Source organism: Pseudonocardia sp. GCM10023141, from assembly GCF_042653605.1.
Map to the genome: position 1 here is coordinate 77,369 of NZ_JBHSIR010000055.1, position 18,825 is coordinate 96,193.

An 18,825-nucleotide genomic window follows, 5' to 3' on the forward strand; every position below is an offset into this window, starting at 1 on the left:
ACCTAAGGGATGGGGCCCACGTGCCCGGCCGCGGTGCGCGTCAGCGCAGGCGGACCGTGCGGATGGCCAGTGCGGTGGCGGCCACCGCCCACCCCAGCAGCACGAGCACCGGCGACCAGCCCGGTGCTGCGCCCGTGGTGAGCGTGGTGCGCAGGCCCTCGGCCAGCGCGCCCGACGGCAGCACCGAGGCCACGGCGCCGAGCGGACCGGGCAGCTGCGCGATCGGCAGCACGATGCCGCCCGCGAGCAGCAGCAGGAACCACACGATGTTGGCGACGGCGAGCGTGACCTCGGCCCGCAGGGTGCCGCCGAGCAGGATGCCCAGCGCACCGAAGGCGGCACAGCCCAGCAGCACCAGCAGCACCGCCCAGCCGATGCCCGCGGGCTCGGGCCGCCAGCCCAGCGCGAGCGCGAGACCGCCGAGGACGACGGTCTGGATGACGACCACCCCGAGCACGGCCGCGAGCCGCCCGGTGACCAGCAGCCAGCGGGGCAGCGCCGTGGCGGCCAGCCTGCGGATGACCCCGTAGCGGCGGTCGAAGCCCAGCGCGATGGCCTGCCCGGTGAACGCCGTGGACATGACGGCGAGCGCGAGGACCCCGGGGGCGACGGTGGCGATGCGCGGAGTCGGGAGCGCCACGATGTCGAGCAGGCTCAGCCCGATCAGCAAGACGATGGGGATGAGCAGGGTGAGCAGCACCTGCTCGCCGTTGCGCAGCGCCAGCTTCAGCTCGGTGCCCGCCTGCGCGGTGAGCATCCGCAGCGGCCTGCCGGCGCCCGGCTGCGGGGTGAACGTGCCCGCGGGGAAGCGGTTGGCCGTCATGATCGCAGTTCCTTGCCCGTGAGCTCGAGGAACACGTCCTCGAGGCTGCGCCGCGCCACCTGGACGTCGTCGGCGAGCGCTCCCTGGTCGGCGCACCACGACGTGATCGTGGACAGGACGCCGGGGTCGATGCGGCCCTGAACGAGGTAGCGCCCGGCGCGGGGCTCGGCCGTGCGGTAGTCGGCGGGCAGCGCGGCGGCCAGCCCGTCGAGGTCCATGCCGGGACGGGCCCGGAAGCGCAGCTCCTGCTGCGGGCCGCACGCCGTGAGCGCCGCCGGGCTGCCGTTGGCGACGACCCGGCCGTGGTCGACGATGACGACGTCGTCGGCGAGCGCCTCGGCCTCCTCCATGAGGTGGGTGGTGAGCAGGACGGCCACGCCATCGCGGCGCAGGGCGTCGATCAGCTCCCAGACGAGGTGGCGACCCTGCGGATCCATGCCGGCGGTGGGCTCGTCGAGGAAGACCAGCTCGGGGCGACCGACGACGGCGCAAGCGAGCGCGAGGCGCTGCTGCTGCCCGCCGGAGAGGCGCTTGTAGGGCGTGCGGGCCGAGGTGTCGAGCCCGAGCACCTCGAGCAGCCAGCGGGTGTCGAGCGGCTGCGCGGCGCACGCGGCGACGACCCGCAGCATCTCGCCCGCCCGCACCCCGGGATAGGCGCCGCCGCCCTGGGGCATCACGCCGATGCGGGCCCGCAGCGCGTCGGGGGCGCCCGTCGGGTCGACGCCCAGCACCCGCACCTCGCCCGCGTCGGCGGTGAGGTTGCCCGTGCACGTCTCGACGGCGGTGGTCTTGCCGGCGCCGTTGGGGCCCAGCAGCGCGAGCACCGAGGCGGGCGGGAGCTCGAGGTCCAGACCGTCGACGGCGGTGGTGCGGCCGAACCGCTTGACCAGTCCCCGTACGGAGAGCGCGGGCGGTGTCGGACTCACCTGCCGGAGTCTAGGGCGTGCCGGGCGGCGGCCCTGACCTGGTGTCGCCGCCCCACTGGCCGGGATGCCACGGGTCGGGACGCTACTGGTCGGGACCGCGGCCGGGCAGCGCGTCGATGTCGACGCCGGTCTGCCCCGTGAGGCGCCGCCGCTGCACGATCAGGACGATGATCATGAGCACGACGCCGGCGAGTACCGCCACCTGCAGCTGGTAGGCGCGGAAGTTGAAGTCGGCTCCCGTCGGCGGGACCACGAGCGCCAGCACGGCCGACGCCCCGAGCAGCCAGCGCCGGTACTGCGGCAGTCCCTGCGTGGCGGCCAGCGGGATCACGGCCCACAGGAAGTACCACGGGTGCGCCACCGGACCGAAGATCACGACGGCACCCAGCCCGGCGGCCATGCCGGTGACGGGGTCGAGCCGCCCGCGCAGCGTGCGCAGCAGCAGGATGACGCAGAGCACCGCCGCCAGCGCGAGGCCGATCCCGCGTGTGACGTCGAGCACGGCGTCGGTGTGGTCCCCGATCCCGCCGAGCACCCCGACCTGGCCGCCGATCATGCCGAGGTCGGTGGACACCGACATCCAGCTGCGGATCAGGCTCGGCGTGTCGAGCGTCTTGGCCCAGCCGATGCCCACACCGGTGCCCACGGAGATGGGGATGTAGAGCACGGCGGTGACGGCGGCGAGCACCGCCCCCACCGACACGATGTGGCGCAGCCCCCCACCCTGTCTTCGGGCCCACTCCAGCCCCAGGAAGCCGAGTGCGAGCAGGGCCGGGAGCTTGACCAGCGACGCGCAGACGATCAGGGCGGCCCCGCCGAGCAGCGCCGGATCGAGCAGGCGCGGCTTGGCACGCAGCCCGATCTCCATGCCCGCGAGCAGGAAACCGATCATGAGAGACTCGTTGTGGATGCCGCTGACCAGGTGGAACAGCACGAGCGGGTTGGCCGCGCCGAGCCACAGCGCCAGCCCGCCGTCGAGCCCGCAGCGGCGCGCCAGCCGTGGCAGCGCCCAGATGATGGCCGCGATGCCGCACAGCGCCAGCACCCGGTGCAGGAAGATCCCGAGCACGACGTTGTCGCCCGAGAGCGCCGTGATCCCGCGCCCCATCAGCAGGAACAGCGGGCCGTAGGGGGCCGGGGTGTCGCGCCAGATCGTGGGGATGCTGCGCACCAGCGGGTCGTCGATGCCCAGCGCCGCCGCCGGCCCGAGCACGTACGGATCCAGCCCGCGGGCGAGGATCGCGCTCTGCGCGAGGTAGCTGTAGACATCACGCGAGAACATCGGTGGCGCCACGGCGAGCGGGATCATCCACGTGATCGCGGTGCGCGCGAGCTGCATCGGGGTGGGCGCCGGCGCGACGGCGCCGTTGTTGCGCAGCATCTTGCCGACCCACAGCCAGCAGAAGACCATCAGGATGATGCCGGTGTAGGTGACCGCGATGGCGATGGTGGCGTTGCGGGCGGGCAGGCCGAGGATGCGCAGCCCCGAGAGCGGGTTGGGCACGGGCAGCGCACCGGATCCGAGCGCCCCGACGGCCATCAGCAGGCTGGCGGTCAGCCCCAGCCTGCGCACGATGCGGGTAGGGTCACGCGGCGGTCCCTGGAGCGTCGACGGGCGTGCGCCGTCGAGCTCGGGTGCGACCATGAGCAGAGGGTAGCGAGCGGGGTCGCACCGCCGACCGGCGGTTGGGGCGGCCCGCCCGGGGGCTGCGCCACCTGCGGCGGGACCTACACCACGGCAGTGCTCCGAACGTTGCACCGCTGTTGCAACGTGGCCGTCCTCACGCCACCGGCGGCCCGCGTTGCGCCGCCCCCCTGATATAGGCAACACTGGTGTTGTGAAAAGCGCCGGCGAGCTTCCGGTCGAGTCCCGCGACGGGCACTCGACCGGTGACGGGCGCACCCGTGCGGCGGTCGCGCGCCTGCTCATGGAGCAGGGGCCGGTCACCGCGGCGGCGGTCGCAGCCGATCTGGAGCTGTCGGCCCCGGCCGTGCGGCGCCACCTCGACGCTCTCGTCGCCGACGGTGAGGCGGAGGTCCGCAAGGCCTCCACCCGCGGCCCGCGCGGGCGTGGCCGCCCGGCGGGCCACTACGTGCTCACCGACGCCGGCCGGGCCCGGTTCGGCCATGGCTACGACGACCTCGCCGTGGCGGCGCTGCGCTACCTCGCCGAGTTCGGTGGCCCCGACGCGGTGCAGGGCTTCGCCCGCACCCGGGTCAAGGACCTGCTCGGGCCCGCCTCCGCGCAGATCGCCGCGGCGTCGCCCGACGAGCGCGCCGAGCTGCTGGCCACGGCGCTCACCACCCGCGGGTACGCCGCACAGGCGCGCGCCGGGGGCATGGGCGTGCAGCTGTGCCAGCACCACTGCCCGGTCGCGCACGTCGCGGCCGAGTTCCCGGTGCTGTGCGAGGCCGAGACGGCGGCGTTCGCCGACCTGCTCGGCACGCACGTGCAGCGGCTGGCCACCATCGCACGCGGCGATTCCGCGTGCACCACCCACGTTCCGCTCGACGTTCCCGACGCCGGGCGGAAGCACTCCACCACAACCATTTCAGGGGATCGATCCCTGAGAGGGAGGCAGTCCGAATGACGACCGCTCCTGAGGCACTCACCCAGGAGGAGACGCTCGCGACGCTCGGCCGCTACGACTTCGGCTGGGCCGATCCGGACGCCGCCGGCGCCACCGCACGTCGCGGCTTGTCCGCCGACGTCGTCGCCGACATCTCCGCACTGAAGAACGAGCCGCAGTGGATGCTCGACTTCCGGCTCAAGGCTCTCGACATGTTCGAGAAGAAGCCGATGCCGCGGTGGGGTGCCGATCTCTCCGGGATCGACTTCGACAACATCAAGTACTTCGTCCGTTCGTCGGAGAAGCAGGCCGCCACCTGGGACGACCTGCCCGCCGACATCAAGAACACCTACGACAAGCTGGGCATCCCGGAGGCCGAGAAGGCCCGACTGGTGTCCGGTGTCGCGGCGCAGTACGAGTCCGAGGTCGTCTACCACTCGATCCGCGAGGACCTCGAGGAGCAGGGCGTCATCTTCCTCGACACCGACACCGCGCTGCGCGAGCAGCCGGAGCTGTTCAAGGAGTACTTCGGCTCGGTCATCCCCAGCGGTGACAACAAGTTCTCCGCGCTCAACTCCGCGGTGTGGTCGGGCGGCTCGTTCATCTACGTGCCCAAGGGCGTCAAGGTCGACATCCCGCTGCAGGCCTACTTCCGGATCAACACCGAGAACATGGGCCAGTTCGAGCGCACGCTGATCATCGTCGACGAGGGTGCCTACGTGCACTACGTCGAGGGCTGCACGGCGCCGATCTACTCGTCGGACTCGCTGCACTCCGCGGTCGTCGAGATCATCGTGAAGAAGGGCGGCCGCTGCCGCTACACGACCATCCAGAACTGGTCGAACAACGTCTACAACCTGGTGACGAAGCGGGCCAAGGCCGAAGAGGGCGCCACCATGGAGTGGGTCGACGGCAACCTCGGCTCCAAGGTCACCATGAAGTACCCGGCCGTGTGGCTGATGGGTGAGCACGCCAAGGGTGAGGTGCTCTCCATCGCGTTCGCGGGCGAGGGCCAGCACCAGGACGCCGGCGCGAAGATGGTGCACCTGGCGCCGTACACGTCCTCCACGATCATCTCCAAGTCGGTGGCGCGTGGCGGTGGCCGCACGTCCTACCGCGGGCTCGTGCAGGTCAACCCGCGCGCGCACCACTCCCGGTCCACGGTGAAGTGCGACGCGCTGCTGGTCGACACGATCAGTCGGTCCGACACCTATCCCTACGTCGACGTGCGCAACGACGAGGTGTCGATGGGCCACGAGGCCACGGTGTCGAAGGTGAGCGGCGACCAGCTGTTCTACCTGATGAGCCGCGGTCTCACCGAGGACGAGGCCATGGCCATGGTCGTGCGCGGGTTCGTCGAGCCCATCGCGCGCGAGCTGCCCATGGAGTACGCCCTGGAGCTCAACAGGCTCATCGAACTGCAGATGGAGGGTTCGGTCGGATGACCGAGGTAGTTGCCGGTCTCGCGCCTGAACTGGCCGGGGCGAAGAAGGGGCAGGGCTCGAAGCCGCTCGCCTCCGCCAGCGAGCGCTTCACCTCCTACGACGTCGACGCCTTCGAGGTGCCCGGCGGTCGTGAGGAGAACTGGCGCTTCACGCCACTGCGCCGCATCAACGGCCTGCACGACGGGTCGGCCACGTTCGAGGGCACCGCGGCCGTCACGGTCGAGGACACGGGGGCGGGTGTCACGGTCGAGACCGTGACGCGCGATGACGCGCGCATCGGCGGCGCCGGAGTGCCCGCCGACCGCGTCGCCGCCGCGGCCTGGTCGGCGTTCCGCGAGGCCACCGTCGTCACGCTCGACGGTGCTCCGGCGCCCGTCACCGTGAAGGTCACCGGGCCGGGCGTCGGGGCCACCGCCGCCGGGCACCTGCACCTGCGCACCACGCCGCACGCCGCGGCCACGGTGGTCGTGGAGTACAGCGGTTCCGGAACGCTCGCCGACAACCTCGAGGTCGTCGTCGCCGACGGGTCCCGCCTCACGCTCATCGTCACCGGTGAGTGGGCCGACGACGCCGTGCACGTGGGCGCGCAGCACCTCTCGATCGGCCGCGACGCCACGCTGCGGGCCACCTCGGTGGCGCTGGGCGGCAGCCTGGTGCGCGTCAGCCCCACCGTGAAGTACCGCGGGCCGGGCGGCGACGCCGAGCTGGCCGGGGTGGGCTTCGCCGACGCGGGCCAGCACCTGGAGCAGCGACTGCTCGTGGATCACTCCGTGCCCAACTGCACGTCCAACGTGGTCTACAAGAACGCGCTGCAGAGCGTGAAGGGTGCCACCGCGCACACGGTGTGGATCGGTGACGTGCTGATCCGGGCCGCCGCGGAGAACACGCAGACCTTCGAGCTCAACCGCAACCTGGTGCTCACCGAGCACGCCCGCGCCGACTCGGTGCCGAACCTGGAGATCGAGACCGGCGAGATCGCCGGCGCCGGCCACGCCAGCGCCACCGGCCGCTTCGACGACGAGCAGCTGTTCTACCTGCAGAGTCGGGGCATCCCCTCCGACGTCGCCCGCCGCCTGGTCGTGCGGGGCTTCTTCGGCGAGATCCTGAGCAAGATCACCCTGCCCGAGCTGCGGGAACGGCTGGAGGCGGCCATCGAGGCCGAGCTCGCCGTCACCGGCGTCTGACACCCACCACCACACGGAGCACTGACTTACATGTCCACCTTGGAGATCAAGGACCTGCACGTCTCGGTCGCGACCGACGACGGCGCCAAGGAGATCCTGAAGGGCGTCGACCTCACCATCTCCGCGGGCGAGACCCACGCGATCATGGGGCCCAACGGCTCGGGCAAGTCCACGCTGGCCTACGCCATCGCCGGGCACCCGAAGTACGAGGTCACCTCCGGCACCGTCACCCTCGACGGGGAGGACGTCCTCGCGATGACCGTCGACGAGCGGGCCCGCGCCGGCCTCTTCCTGGCCATGCAGTACCCGGTGGAGGTGCCCGGCGTCTCCACGTCGAACTTCCTGCGCTCCGCCGCCACCGCCGTCCGCGGCGAGGCCCCGAAGCTGCGCACCTGGGTCAAGGAGGTCAAGCAGGCGATGACCGACCTCGACATCGACCCCGCCTTCGGCGAGCGCAACGTCAACGAGGGCTTCTCCGGCGGTGAGAAGAAGCGCCACGAGGTGCTCCAGCTCGCGCTGCTCAAGCCGAAGTTCGCGGTGCTCGACGAGACCGACTCGGGCCTGGACGTCGACGCGCTGCGCGTCGTGTCCGAGGGCGTCAACCGCTACAAGGCGGGCGGCGACGTGGGCGTCCTGCTGATCACGCACTACACGCGGATCCTGCAGCACATCACCCCCGACGTCGTGCACGTGTTCGCGGGTGGGCGCATCGTCGAGTCCGGCGGTCCGGAGCTGGCCGACGAGCTCGAGCGCAACGGTTACGTGCGGTTCGCGACGCCCGCCGAAGCAGCGGTGTCGTGACCGCCGGCCTCCAGGGGCCGGACATCCAGAAGATCCGAGCCGACTTCCCGATCCTGTCCCGCACGGTGCGGGAGGGCAAGCCACTCATCTACCTGGACTCCGGTGCCACGTCGCAGCGGCCGCGCCAGGTCATCGACGCCGAGCGCAGCTTCCTCGAGCAGCACAACGCGGCTGTGCACCGCGGTGCGCACCAGCTCTCGGAGGAGGCCACCGACGCGTACGAGTCGGCCCGCGCGCGGATCGCCGCGTTCGTCGGCGCCGACGCGAGCGAGCTGGTGTTCACGAAGAACGCCACCGAGGGCATCAACCTGGTGGCCTACGCCATGGGCAATGCCGCGGTGCGCACCGGGCTCGGCCCCGAGTCGGAGCGGTTCGCGCTCGGTCCCGGTGACGAGATCGTGATCACCGAGCTGGAGCACCACTCCAACCTGGTTCCGTGGCAGGAGCTGTGCCGCCGCACCGGCGCCACGCTGCGCTGGTACACGGTCACCGAGGACGGTCGGATCGACCTCGACTCGCTCGAGCTGACCGAGCGCACGAAGCTGGTGGCGTTCGCGCACCAGTCCAACGTGCTGGGCAGCATCGCTCCGGTGGCCGAGCTGGTGGCGCGGGCCAAGGCCGTCGGGGCGCTCACGCTGCTCGACGCCTGCCAGTCGGTGCCGCACATGGCCGTCGACCTCGCCGGGCTCGACGTCGACTTCGCGGTGTTCTCCGGGCACAAGATGCTCGGACCCACCGGCATCGGCGTCCTGTACGGGCGCACCGACCTGCTGGAGTCGCTGCCGCCGTTCCTCACGGGCGGCTCGATGATCGAGCTCGTGCGGATGGAGGGCACCACCTACGCGCCCCCGCCGCAGCGGTTCGAGGCAGGCACGCCGATGTCGTCGCAGGCCATCGGCCTCGCGGCGGCCGTCGACTACCTCGGTGCCATCGGCATGGACGTCGTGCACGCCCACGAGCTGGAGCTGACCGCGGCCACTCTCGCGGGGCTGGCCACGGTTCCCGGGGTCCGGGTCATCGGCCCCGCCACCACGGAGGCGCGCGGGGGAGCGGTGTCGTTCGTGGTCGACGGCGTGCACGCGCACGACGTCGGGCAGGTGCTCGACGACCGCGGCGTCGCGATCAGGGTGGGCCACCACTGCGCATGGCCGCTGCACCGCCGGTTCGGGGTGGCCGCCACCGCACGCGCGTCGTTCCACGTGTACAACACGCTCGACGAGGTCGACGCGCTCATCGAGGGCGTCAAGGCGGCCCGCACGTTCTTCGGGGTGGAGTAGTGCAGCTCGAACAGATGTACCAGGAGATCATCCTGGATCACTACCGCACGCCGCACGGCGCCGGGTTGCGCGAGCCGTTCGACGCCGAGTCGGTGCAGATCAACCCCACCTGCGGCGACGAGATCACCCTGCGGGTGAAGCTCGATGGCGATACGGTGTCCGAGGTCTCCCACGAGACGCTGGGCTGCTCCATCAGCCAGGCGTCCGCGTCGGTGCTCACCGATCTCGTGGTCGGGCGCAGTGTCGAGGAGTCGTTGCGGGTGCTCGCGGCGTTCCAGGAGATGACGCAGGGCCGGGGCAAGGTCGAACCGGACGAGGACGTGCTCGGTGACGGCGTCGCGTTCGCCGGCGTTGCTCGTTATCCGGCACGAGTGAAGTGCGCGCTGCTGGGCTGGATGGCGTTCAAGGATGCTGTCGTCCGCAGCACCGAGGAGAAGGAGCAGGTCCATGGCTGACACCGAGACCACCACCGACACCGAAGACGTCGTGCGTGGCGCGGCGGGCATGCCGGAGCTGCCCGCTCAGCGTGCCGACGACCCGTCGGTCGACGACCTCGAGGAGGCCATGCGTGATGTGGTCGACCCCGAGCTGGGCATCAACGTCGTCGACCTCGGGCTGATCTACGGCATCCGGGCCGACGACGGCGTCGCCACGATCGACATGACGCTGACGTCCGCGGCCTGCCCGCTCACCGACGTCATCGAGGAGCAGGCCCGTGCCGCGCTCACCGGTCCCGGTGGCACCGGCGGGCTGGTGAACGACATCAAGATCAACTGGGTCTGGATGCCGCCGTGGGGCCCGGAGAAGATCACCGAGGACGGCCGCGAGCAGCTGCGCGCCCTGGGTTTCCGGGTCTGACCCGGAGCCAGTACTCCCGCTGGCGCGCCGTCAGGGCCGCTCCAGCAACCAGGGGTGCAGGTGGCGATAGCCGCGCACCGACAGCGTGCGCACTGCGCGCAACGCGAACCGGCGGTTGCCGTCGAGCGCATCGGCGACGGTGCGATCGACCAGGACGGTGTCGGGACGCGCGTGCGACGTCAGCCGGGCCGCGATGTTGACGACCTCCCCGTAGACGTCGCCGTAGCGCACGAGCACGGGCCCGGCGGCGAGCCCGATCCGCAGGTCGGGCAGCGAGGACTCGCTGCGCACGCGTTCCTGCAGGTCCAGCGCGATGTCGGCGGCGGCGACGATGCCGTCGGCGACGAAGAGGACCTCGTCGCCGACGGTCTTGACGATGCGACCGCCGCCGCCGGCGATCACCTGGCTCGTGCTGGAGCCGAAGCCCTCGATCAGGTCGGCCAGCTCGTCGGTGGAGCGCCGCCGGGTGGTGCGGGTGAACCCGACCATGTCGGCGAACCCGACGGCCAGTGGCGTGGTGCCGTCGTCGCCCGTGCTGATGTCGCCGGACGTGACGAGCATGCGGTTGATCGTGGCGGCCAGGTGGCGGCGCCAGACGTAGGTCTGCAGCTCCTCGAGCGTCGGCACCAGCGCGGCGGCGATCTGCAACGACTGCTGTGGCGTGACGGCCGGGCCACCCTTGGTGTCGCTCTCGGTCTCGATGACGCTGCGCAGCATCCCGACCTGCCACTCCGTCAGCCGGGACATCGACTGCGCCACCGCCCGCGTCACCGCCTCCCGGACGCTCGGATCGAGCACGCCCGCGTCGGTCAGCTTCGTCATCAGCCGCAGCGCCGCCAGGTCACCGTCGGTGAACAGCACGGCGTCGTCGGGCACGTCGGCGAAGCCCAGCGCGCGCCACAGGCCCTGCGACGCAGCGGGTTCGAGCCCGGCCGCCTCGTTGAGCTGCAGCCGGGTGTAGCGCCGCGGCCCGCCGAGCACGACCTCCTCGAGCGCCTCCTCCAGCGGCCCGTCGCCGGCGACGTAACGGACCGTGGCGTTGTCGACCAGCCCGCCGAGGCGGGCCAGCCAGCCGGGACGGGCGCCGGTGGCGCGGGCGATGACGGGTTCCTCAGGTGGTGTGGACGATCAGGACATCGACGCCCGACCGGCGGGCCACGTCCGACGGGACCGAGCCCAGCAGCCGTCCGCTGAGGGTGTTGAGACCCTTGTTGCCGACGACCAGCAGGTCGGCGTCGGAGTCGGCGACGGCCTTGCGCAGCACGTCGACCGGCGCGCCGTCGGCGGCCAGCGTGCGGACCTTCGCCGCCCCGGCGGCGACGGCGCGGTCCTCGGCGGTGCGCAGCGTCTCCTCCGCGGGAGTCCAGCCGCGGACGAGGTAGGCCTCGTCCTTGAGCGCGTCCTCGGCGCCGGCGGTCTCCTCGCGGGTGGCCGGGGTGTAGGCGCAGACGATGAGCAGCTCGGCGCCGCTGTCCCCGGCGACGGCCGCGGCGCGGTCGACGGCGGCGAGCGAGGTGGCGGAGCCGTCGGTGCCGACGACGATCGTGCGGTAGGCGGGCATGGGAGCCTCCGGCGTATGGGGAACGTGCAGCGAGGTTACCGCCAGTAGCCGCAGGTGGCGGACCTGGGGTGATCACTCGATCGGGGACGATGCCGGCGCCCCCGCACGTCAGGAGGGACGCCCTCCTGCCACCGAGGGAGCTGGCAGAATGGCCGCCCTATGACCCGCGCCACCGCCCTGCCGGCCCCCGCCACCCGCTTCATCGGCCGGGTGGCCGAGCGGGCCGCGGTCACGGAGCTGCTGGGTACGGAGCGGCTGGTCACCCTCACGGGCGTCGGCGGTGGCGGCAAGACCCGGCTCGCCGCGCGGGTGGTCGCCGACCTCACCGGGCACTGGCCCGACGGTGCGTGCTGGGTCGAGCTGGCCTCCGTCACCGACAGCGCGCACGTCGCGGCGCTCGTCGCGGCCGCGCTCGGTGTCGCGGTGGAGCCGGTGCTCGGACCGGCGCGCTCGCTCACGGCGGCGCTGGGCCGCGAGCGGCTGCTGGTGTGCCTCGACAACTGCGAGCAGGTGCTCGACGGGGCCGCGGAGGTCGCCGCGGCGCTGCTGGCCTGTCCCGACGTCACGGTGCTGGTCACCAGCCGGGAGCCGCTGGCCGTGCCGGGCGAGGTCGTGTGGCCGGTGCCCGTGCTGGACCCCACCGATGCCGAGGCGCTGTTCGCGGACCGGTCTCGGGGGTTGCGCCCGGGCGTAGCCGACACCGACACCGACACCGACACCGCCGTGCGGAGCCTGTGCGCCCGCCTGGACGGCATCCCGCTCGCGATCGAGCTGGCGGCGGCGTGGCTGCGCACGCTCACCCCGGCCCAGATCGAGGAGGGCCTGGTCGACCGGTTCGCCCTGCTGGTGCGCGGCCCGCGCGGGGTCGCCGCCCGCCAGCAGACGCTGGCCGCGTCGATCGACTGGAGCCATGATCTGCTCGGCCCCGCCGAGCAGGAGATGTTCCGCGCGCTCGCGGTCTGCCGCGGGGGCTTCACGCTGGCGATGGCGCGGGCCGTCGGCGCCAAGGCCGACGTGCTCGGCCCCGTCTCCCGGCTCGTGGACACGTCGCTGGTGGTGGCCGAGGTCGGCGGCCTGCAGGTGCGCTACCGGATGCTGGAGACGGTGCGGGAGTACGCCGCGGCCCGACTCGCGGCCACGGGTGACACCGCGGCCGTCCGGGATCGGCACCTGGCCCACCTGCTGGCCGTCGCCACCGCAGCCGAGCCGGAGTTCGACCGCGACCGCGACGCCTGGCTCGCGCTGCTCACACCGGAGCGCGACAACGTGGCGGCCGCGCTGGAATGGGGACTGACTGCCGCCGATCCCGGGCCGGGACGGGAGCTGGCCGCCGCGGTGGCCTGGCTCTGGAACACCCGCGGCCGGTCCCGCGACGGGGTCGAGTTCCTGCAGCAGGCGCTGCGGCGGGCACCGCAGGACCGCACGGCGCTGCAGGCCCGGCTGCTGGCCGGACTGGCCGGGATCGCCGACACCGCCACCCCGCTCGACCTCGATCCGGCCATGGCCGGCTACGAGATCGCCACCGAGATCGGTGACGACCGGCTGCGCGGGCGGCTGCTGGCGCTCACCGGCGTCGCGCTGTTCTTCGTCGACGCCGCGGCGGGCTGGGCGCGCAGCGAGGAGGCGCTGCGCATCGCCGAGTCGGCAGGCGACCCGGTCGGGCGCGACGGCGCGCTCGCCCTGCGGGGCCTGATCCTGCACCTGCGCGATCGGCACGACGAGGCGCGTCCGGTGCTGGCCACTGCGGCGGCGAGCCTGGTCCGGCGCGGGGACCGCGGCATCGGGGCCACCGTCGTGGCGCTGCAGTCCGGTGCGGCGATGCTCACGGGGGACCTCGGCACCGCCCGGCAGCTGGCGGAGCGCGCGGCGCAGATCGCGGCACCGCTGGCCGACTTCCATCGCGTCGGCACCACCACCGCGAACGTCGCCCGGTTGCAGGGCATGGCAGGCGACGTCGAGGGCGGGCTGCGCCGCATGCAGCCGATCCTCGCCGTGATGGACGCGACGGGCGTCGAGGTGCCCGGCACGGCCTTCGTGCTGGGCGAGCTGTGGCTGCGCCGCGGCGACGTCGAGCGCGCGGTCGGCCGGCTCGAACGGGCCGCACCGGCGTCGGGGCCGATGGCCGACACGTACCCGACGGCGCTGGCCCTGCCGGTGCTCGGGACGGCGCTGCGCCTCGCCGGGCGGGCGGACGCCGCGGCCGCCGTGCTCGAACGGGCCGTCGCGCTCGCCGCGCTGCTCGACATGCCAGGGGTCGGCGCCGCCGCTCGCGAGCAGCAGGGTCATCTGCACGCCGCCGCGGACCCGGACCGGGCAGCGGGCCTGCACCACGAGGCGCTGGCGATCCGCGTCGAGCACGGCCTGCGCACGTCCTTTCCCGACGGCCTCGACGCGCTGGCCGGACTGGCCGCGCTCGGCGACCGGGCCGCCGAGGCCACCCGTATCGTCGCCGCGAGCGACCGGGCCCGCGCGGAGCTGGGGTATCCGCGCCCGCCCGTCGACGTCCCCGCGCACGCGGCACTCGTCGAGCGGCTGCGGGCGGCGCTCGAACCGGACGTCTTCGACCTGGCGTGGACGGAGGGCACCGCGCTCTCGCTCGACGACGCGGTGGCGTTCGTGCGGCGCACGCGGGGGCGACGTGGCCGCGCGAGCAGCGGGTGGGCCAGCCTCACCCCCACCGAGCGGGAGGTGGTCCGGCTGGCCGTCGAGGGGCTCACCAACCCGGAGATCGGCACCAAGCTGCTGATGGGCCGGGGCACGGTGAAGACGCACCTGTCGCACGTCTTCGCGAAGCTCGGGGTCGCCAACCGCACGGAGCTGGCGACGCTGGCCGCCGCCCACGACCGTCGCGGGCCGGGTTGAGGAGGACACGCCGCGGCCGCAGACCGTGGATGTCGAGAACGCCCCGCCGGCTCCGTTCCCGCAGCAGCGGAGTTCCCGCAGCAGCGGAGCGGCCACCGGGCCGCACCACCACGTCATACCCCCGAAAGACACCCTGGAAGGGACCGCCGACATGGCCGTCGCAGCAGACCTGGACCGTGCCACCGACTCGAAGTGGGACTGGGTCGCCGACCACACCCGCACCTATCTGGCCTCGGGTGGCACCGAGGGACACGAGAACAACGGGGTGCACACGCTCGTGCTCGCCACGACCGGGCGCCGCAGCGGCGTGGCGCGCCGCACCTGCCTGATCTACGGCCGCTCGGGCGACGCGTATGTCGTCGTCGCCTCCAAGGGCGGAGCCGACGAGGACCCCGCGTGGTTCACGAACCTCGTGGCGGACCCGAGCGTCGGGGTGCAGGCCGGCACCGAGCGGTTCACCGCGCGCGCCCGGGTGGCGTCCGCGGCCGAGCGCGAGGTCCTCTGGCCCCGGATGGCGCAGATCTTCCCGCTCTACGACGAGTACGCGGGCAAGACCGACCGCACGATCCCGATCGTGCTGCTCACGCCGGAGGCCGCGCCGCTCTCCTGAGCTAGCGGACCCCGCCGTCGAGGCGCAGTACCGCTCCGGTGCAGTACGAGGACGCGGCGCTCGCGAAGTACAGCGCCGCGCCCACCACCTCGTCGGGCTCGCCACCGCGGCCCAGCGCGATCGTCTCCTTGGCGCGCGCGGTGAACGCGTCGAGGTCCCAGGCATGCGAGATGTCGGTGAGGAACGGGCCGGCCTGGATCGCGTTGACCCGCACCGACGGGCCGAAGGCACGGGCCAGGCCCTCGGTGAGCGTGTTGAGGCCCGCCTTGGCGGCCGCGTAGGGCAGCTCGGCGGGGGTGGGGCGGATCGCGGCGATCGACGACACGTTGATGATCGAGCCGCCCGCACCCGCCGCCATCCGCGTGCCCACCAGCGAGGCGAGCCGGAACGGGCCCTTCAGGTTCACGCCGATCACCTTGTCCCACAGCGCCTCGGTGACCTGGTCGAGGCTCGGGTACAGCGGCGACAACCCGGCGTTGTTGACCAGGACGTCGACGTGGCCGAACGCGTCGTAGGCGGCGTCGACCAGCGCGTCGCACTGCTCCCAGTGACTCACGTTGCAGGCCACGGCGAGGCCGCGCCGCCCGTGGCGCTGCGCGATCTCCGCCACGGCCTGCTCGCAGGGCTCGATCTTGCGGCTGGCGACGACGACGTCGGCACCGCGCGCGGCGAACGCCTCGACCATCACCCGGCCCAGGCCGCGGCTGCCACCGGTGACCACGGCCACCTTGCCGGTGAGGTCGAACAGGGGGTCGGTCACGGGGCCTCCCGGATCAGGGCGCCGGCACGGTCGAACAGCCCGAACGCGGTGGTGTGCAGCCGGTCGCCGATGTCCTTCGGTGCCTTCCCGGCGCAGGCCCGCGCGTGCGTGCCCTCCAGCACGATGCCCAGCTTGAAGCAGGCGAGCACCTCGTAGAAGTCGATCACATCGTGGAGCTGCGACAGCGCGCGCCCGCTGTGTGCCGCGTACTCGGCCACGTGCTCGGACCGGGTCGGCAGCCCGCCCGCGGCGGCGATCGCACTCGTCCCGGCCGCAGCGGGTTCGGGGTGGGTCGCCAGCAGCCAGCCCAGGTCGAGCAGCGGATCGCCGACCGTCACCATCTCCCAGTCGACGATCGCCGCCAGCCGCGGGCCGTCGTGGGCGAACAGGACGTTGGCCAGGTGGTAGTCGCCGTGCATGAGCCCGGGGCGGGGTGCAGCGGGCCGGTGCGCGTCGAGCCAGGCCGCCACGCCCGCGACGTCGGGCAGGTCCGGACCGGGATAGCCGGGCAGCTGCGCGTAGGACTCCAGCTCACCCATCCAGCGGGGGACCTGCCGGTCGAGGAACCCGTCGGGATTGCCGACGTCGCCGAGCCCGACCGCCACGTGATCGACCGCTCCCAGCGCGGCGACGGCGGCGGCCGTGTTGAGTCCCATCCGGTGCCGGACGGCGGCGTCCCCGGCGTGCAGCGCCGGTAGCGCGACGGTGGCGTTGAACCCGTCGATGTCCTCCATCAGGTAGAAGACCGCCCCACCCGACACGTCCGGGTCGGGGCAGGTGGCGAGCACCCGCGGAGCCGGCACCGGCGTCGGCTCCAGCGCGGTGAGCACCCGCATCTCCCGCAGCAGGGCGTCGTTGCTGCGACGGCGCAGGTGCAGCGGCGGGCGGCGCAGCACGTAGCTGCGCCCACCGCGGCGCAGACGCAGCATGATGTTCTGCGTGCCGCCCGCCAGCGGCGTCACCTCGTCGAAGGGGCCGGGCGGGAGGCCGCGGGCGTCCATCCAGGTGCCCACGGCGGTGAGATCGACGCCCTGGGGTTCGGTCACGTGTTCTGCACCCGCAGCCCGCCGTCGACCTGCAGCACCACCCCGGTGCAGTACGACGCCGCGGGCAGGCTCAATGAGAGCGTCATCTGCGCCACCTCCTCCGGTTCGGCGTAGCGGCGCAGCGGCACCCGCCGTCGCGCGAACTTCGCCTTGTCATCCTCGCCGATGCCGGCGGTCATCGCCGTGCGGATCGGGCCGGGGCAGATGCAGTTGACGGTGATGGCCTCGCGTCCCAGCTCCACGGCGAGGCTGCGGGTCAGCCCGACCACGGCGTGCTTGGACGCGGTGTAGGCGCCGGCGCCCGCGGTGGCGCCCAGACCCTCGGTGCTCGCGATGTTGACGATCCGCGGCGCGGCCGCACGGCGCAGGTGCGGCAGCGCGGCCCGCACCATGAGCGCCTGACCGGTGACGTTGACGGCCAGCGTGCGGTCCCAGGCCGCCTGCCAGCCGTCGTCGCCGATGCCGGCTGGCGCGACCAGGCCCGCGTTGTTGACGAGGATGTCGATCCCGCCGAACCGCTGCACGACCCCGGCGACCACCTGCTCGACCGCGGCCGGGTCCGCGACATCGAGCACCCAGCCGGCCGCCTCGCCACCGGCCGCGACGATCTCGCCGACGACGGCCTCGGGGTCGTTGACGTCGAGCAGCGCGACGCGGGCGCCCTCGTCGGCGAACAGGTGCGCCGTGGCCCGGCCCATCCCGCTCGCCGCGCCGGTGACGATCACGACCGAGCCGGCGACCGAGCGGGACAGGCTGGTGAGCCGGACCATCAGACGGTCTGGCCGTTGCGGGTCAGGACGTCGGCGAAGCGCTGCCGGGCCGCGTCGCGCAGCTTGGGCAGGTGCAGCGTCGGGAACAGGTCGTCGGACGGCTTGTAGGCGCCGAGCACCTCGCGGGCGAGCGTCACCTTGTGCACCTCGGTGGGGCCGTCGGCGAGCCCCATGTGGAACGACTCGGTGACGTAGTGGGTGAACGGCATCTCGTTGCTCGCCCCGAGGGAGCCGTGGATCTGCAGCGCGCGCGAGGCGACGTCGCGCAGCACGCGGGGCATCATGGCCTTGACCGCGGAGATGTCGCCGCGCACCTTGCGGTAGTCCTGGTAGCGGTCGATGCGCCACGCCGTGCGCAGCACCAGCAGCCGGAAGGTCTCCAGGTCCAGCCACGAGTCGGCGATCATCTCCTGCACCATCTGCTTGCGGGCGAGCTGCTCGCCCTGCGTGGTGCGTGACAGCGCCCGCTCGGCCATCATGTCCAGGCTGCGCCGGACCAGCCCCACCGTGCGCATGGCGTGGTGGATCCGGCCCCCGCCCAGCCGCGTCTGCGCCACGACGAAGGCGCCGCCCTGTGGGCCGAGCAGCGCCTCGGCCGGTACCCGGACGTCGGTGTAGCGCAGGTAGCCGTGCGCGCCCTCGGTGCCGGGCTCGCCGCCCAGCCCGACGTTGCGGATGACCTCCACGCCGGGGGTGTCGGTGGGGACGATGAGCATCGACTGCTGCTGGTAGGGCGGGTTGTCGGGGTCGGTCACCACCATCACGATGAGGAACGCGGCGTTGCGCGCGTTGGAGGTGAACCACTTCTCCCCGTTGATCACCCACTCGTCGCCGTCGCGCACCGCGCGGGTGGTGAAGACCTTCGGGTCGGCCCCGCCCTGCGGCTCGGTCATCGAGAACGCCGACACGATCTCGTTGGCCAGCAGTGGCTCCAGCCAGCGCTTCTTCTGCTCGTCCGTGCCGTAGTGGGCGAGGATCTCGCTGTTGCCGGTGTCGGGAGCCTGCGCACCGAAGATCGTCGACGCGCAGCGGGCCCGCCCGAGGATCTCGTTCATCAGCGCGAGCTTGACCTGCCCGTAACCCTGGCCGCCCAGCTCGGGGCCCAGGTGGCAGGCCCACAGGCCGCGCTCCCTGACGACGGCCTGCAGCGGCGGGATCAGCTCCGCCCGGATCGGCTCGGCGATGTCGTAGGGGTTGGGGACCACGTAGTCGAGCGGTTCGATCTCGTCGCGGACGAACTCCTCGATCCAGTCGAGCTCGCGCTGGAAGTCGGGGTCGGTCTCGAAGTCCCAGGCCATGTGCGTCTCCTCGGCGTCGTCGGCGGTGCGCGCT

General features: G+C 72.9%; 18 protein-coding genes. 9 read left to right on the forward strand and 9 right to left on the reverse strand.

What is annotated here, in order from left to right:
- Positions 1-40: 40 nt before the first annotated feature.
- The 3 genes from ACFPFQ_RS29415 to mptB form a co-directional block, all read right to left on the reverse strand.
- Positions 41-823, reverse strand: coding sequence for an ABC transporter permease (locus tag ACFPFQ_RS29415; RefSeq protein WP_379624591.1), 783 nt, complete (start codon positions 821-823; stop codon positions 41-43).
- Positions 820-1,749: an ABC transporter ATP-binding protein gene (locus tag ACFPFQ_RS29420; protein ID WP_379624593.1), complete on the reverse strand. Its 930-nt coding sequence runs from the start codon at positions 1,747-1,749 to the stop codon at positions 820-822. The genes ACFPFQ_RS29415 and ACFPFQ_RS29420 overlap by 4 nt, the downstream gene beginning before the upstream one ends.
- 82 nt (positions 1,750-1,831) lie before the next feature.
- The gene (mptB, locus tag ACFPFQ_RS29425; RefSeq protein WP_379624595.1) at positions 1,832-3,394 is read right to left on the reverse strand and encodes a polyprenol phosphomannose-dependent alpha 1,6 mannosyltransferase MptB; all 1,563 of its coding nucleotides are present in this window, start codon (positions 3,392-3,394) and stop codon (positions 1,832-1,834) included.
- A 193-nt stretch (positions 3,395-3,587) separates the two neighbouring features.
- Here mptB and ACFPFQ_RS29430 point away from each other — a divergent pair, with 193 nt between their 5' ends.
- From ACFPFQ_RS29430 to ACFPFQ_RS29460, 7 genes are read left to right on the forward strand one after another with little or no spacing between them, the layout of a single operon-like run.
- Positions 3,588-4,340, forward strand: coding sequence for a helix-turn-helix transcriptional regulator (locus tag ACFPFQ_RS29430; RefSeq protein ID WP_379624597.1), 753 nt, complete (start codon positions 3,588-3,590; stop codon positions 4,338-4,340).
- Positions 4,337-5,764 carry a Fe-S cluster assembly protein SufB gene (gene sufB, locus ACFPFQ_RS29435; protein ID WP_379624599.1) on the forward strand — a complete coding sequence of 476 codons (1,428 nt, stop codon included), beginning with the start codon at positions 4,337-4,339 and terminating at the stop codon, positions 5,762-5,764. The genes ACFPFQ_RS29430 and sufB overlap by 4 nt, the downstream gene beginning before the upstream one ends.
- Positions 5,761-6,948, forward strand: a complete 1,188-nt coding sequence (locus ACFPFQ_RS29440) for a SufD family Fe-S cluster assembly protein (RefSeq protein WP_379624601.1) — start codon at positions 5,761-5,763, stop codon at positions 6,946-6,948. The genes sufB and ACFPFQ_RS29440 overlap by 4 nt, the downstream gene beginning before the upstream one ends.
- A gap of 30 nt (positions 6,949-6,978) precedes the next feature.
- Positions 6,979-7,749: a Fe-S cluster assembly ATPase SufC gene (sufC, locus tag ACFPFQ_RS29445; RefSeq protein ID WP_379624603.1), complete on the forward strand. Its 771-nt coding sequence runs from the start codon at positions 6,979-6,981 to the stop codon at positions 7,747-7,749.
- A complete protein-coding gene (locus ACFPFQ_RS29450) occupies positions 7,746-9,026 on the forward strand; it encodes a cysteine desulfurase (protein ID WP_379624605.1) in 1,281 nt (426 codons plus the stop codon). Before sufC ends, ACFPFQ_RS29450 begins: the two co-directional genes overlap by 4 nt.
- On the forward strand, positions 9,026-9,481 hold the full coding sequence (sufU, locus tag ACFPFQ_RS29455) for a Fe-S cluster assembly sulfur transfer protein SufU (protein ID WP_379624607.1): 456 nt from the start codon (positions 9,026-9,028) through the stop codon (positions 9,479-9,481). Before ACFPFQ_RS29450 ends, sufU begins: the two co-directional genes overlap by 1 nt.
- A complete protein-coding gene (locus ACFPFQ_RS29460; RefSeq protein ID WP_379624609.1) occupies positions 9,474-9,884 on the forward strand; it encodes a metal-sulfur cluster assembly factor in 411 nt (136 codons plus the stop codon). The genes sufU and ACFPFQ_RS29460 overlap by 8 nt, the downstream gene beginning before the upstream one ends.
- 30 nt (positions 9,885-9,914) lie before the next feature.
- Here ACFPFQ_RS29460 and ACFPFQ_RS29465 read toward each other — a convergent pair whose 3' ends face one another.
- Both ACFPFQ_RS29465 and ACFPFQ_RS29470 read right to left on the reverse strand, forming a co-directional pair.
- Complete coding sequence (locus ACFPFQ_RS29465) at positions 9,915-10,865, reverse strand: adenylate/guanylate cyclase domain-containing protein (RefSeq protein ID WP_379624611.1); 951 nt, start codon at positions 10,863-10,865, stop codon at positions 9,915-9,917.
- Positions 10,866-10,995: 130 nt separating this feature from the next.
- Positions 10,996-11,445, reverse strand: a complete 450-nt coding sequence (locus ACFPFQ_RS29470; protein WP_379624613.1) for a universal stress protein — start codon at positions 11,443-11,445, stop codon at positions 10,996-10,998.
- A gap of 159 nt (positions 11,446-11,604) precedes the next feature.
- On the opposite strand from ACFPFQ_RS29470, the gene ACFPFQ_RS29475 reads away from it, so the two are divergent.
- Both ACFPFQ_RS29475 and ACFPFQ_RS29480 read left to right on the forward strand, forming a co-directional pair.
- Positions 11,605-14,307, forward strand: coding sequence for a LuxR C-terminal-related transcriptional regulator (locus ACFPFQ_RS29475; protein ID WP_379624615.1), 2,703 nt, complete (start codon positions 11,605-11,607; stop codon positions 14,305-14,307).
- 151 nt (positions 14,308-14,458) lie between these two features.
- The gene (locus ACFPFQ_RS29480) at positions 14,459-14,917 is read left to right on the forward strand and encodes a nitroreductase family deazaflavin-dependent oxidoreductase (RefSeq protein ID WP_379624617.1); all 459 of its coding nucleotides are present in this window, start codon (positions 14,459-14,461) and stop codon (positions 14,915-14,917) included.
- A gap of 1 nt (position 14,918) precedes the next feature.
- On the opposite strand, the gene ACFPFQ_RS29485 is transcribed toward ACFPFQ_RS29480, so the two are convergent.
- The 4 genes from ACFPFQ_RS29485 to ACFPFQ_RS29500 are packed head-to-tail and all read right to left on the reverse strand — an operon-like array spanning position 14,919 to position 18,791.
- Positions 14,919-15,677, reverse strand: a complete 759-nt coding sequence (locus ACFPFQ_RS29485; RefSeq protein WP_379624619.1) for an SDR family NAD(P)-dependent oxidoreductase — start codon at positions 15,675-15,677, stop codon at positions 14,919-14,921.
- Entirely contained in the window at positions 15,674-16,723 is a 1,050-nt protein-coding gene (locus ACFPFQ_RS29490) for a phosphotransferase family protein (protein WP_379624621.1), read from the reverse strand. Before ACFPFQ_RS29490 ends, ACFPFQ_RS29485 begins: the two co-directional genes overlap by 4 nt.
- Positions 16,720-17,493, reverse strand: coding sequence for an SDR family NAD(P)-dependent oxidoreductase (locus ACFPFQ_RS29495; RefSeq protein ID WP_379624623.1), 774 nt, complete (start codon positions 17,491-17,493; stop codon positions 16,720-16,722). The genes ACFPFQ_RS29490 and ACFPFQ_RS29495 overlap by 4 nt, the downstream gene beginning before the upstream one ends.
- The gene (locus ACFPFQ_RS29500) at positions 17,493-18,791 is read right to left on the reverse strand and encodes an acyl-CoA dehydrogenase family protein (RefSeq protein WP_379624625.1); all 1,299 of its coding nucleotides are present in this window, start codon (positions 18,789-18,791) and stop codon (positions 17,493-17,495) included. The genes ACFPFQ_RS29495 and ACFPFQ_RS29500 overlap by 1 nt, the downstream gene beginning before the upstream one ends.
- Between the last annotated feature and the right edge of the window lie 34 nt (positions 18,792-18,825).

Bases quoted from the DNA above. Each gene is read 5' to 3' on its own strand.
- ACFPFQ_RS29415 (WP_379624591.1), bottom strand. From the start codon at position 823: ATGACGGCCAACCGCTTCCCCGCGGGCACGTTCACCCCGCAGCCGGGC.
- mptB (WP_379624595.1), bottom strand. From the start codon at position 3,394: ATGGTCGCACCCGAGCTCGACGGCGCACGCCCGTCGACGCTCCAGGGA.
- sufB (WP_379624599.1), top strand. From the start codon at position 4,337: ATGACGACCGCTCCTGAGGCACTCACCCAGGAGGAGACGCTCGCGACG.
- ACFPFQ_RS29440 (WP_379624601.1), top strand. From the start codon at position 5,761: ATGACCGAGGTAGTTGCCGGTCTCGCGCCTGAACTGGCCGGGGCGAAG.
- sufC (WP_379624603.1), top strand. From the start codon at position 6,979: ATGTCCACCTTGGAGATCAAGGACCTGCACGTCTCGGTCGCGACCGAC.
- ACFPFQ_RS29460 (WP_379624609.1), top strand. From the start codon at position 9,474: ATGGCTGACACCGAGACCACCACCGACACCGAAGACGTCGTGCGTGGC.
- ACFPFQ_RS29470 (WP_379624613.1), bottom strand. From the start codon at position 11,445: ATGCCCGCCTACCGCACGATCGTCGTCGGCACCGACGGCTCCGCCACC.
- ACFPFQ_RS29475 (WP_379624615.1), top strand. From the start codon at position 11,605: ATGACCCGCGCCACCGCCCTGCCGGCCCCCGCCACCCGCTTCATCGGC.
- ACFPFQ_RS29480 (WP_379624617.1), top strand. From the start codon at position 14,459: ATGGCCGTCGCAGCAGACCTGGACCGTGCCACCGACTCGAAGTGGGAC.
- ACFPFQ_RS29495 (WP_379624623.1), bottom strand. From the start codon at position 17,493: ATGGTCCGGCTCACCAGCCTGTCCCGCTCGGTCGCCGGCTCGGTCGTG.
- ACFPFQ_RS29500 (WP_379624625.1), bottom strand. From the start codon at position 18,791: ATGGCCTGGGACTTCGAGACCGACCCCGACTTCCAGCGCGAGCTCGAC.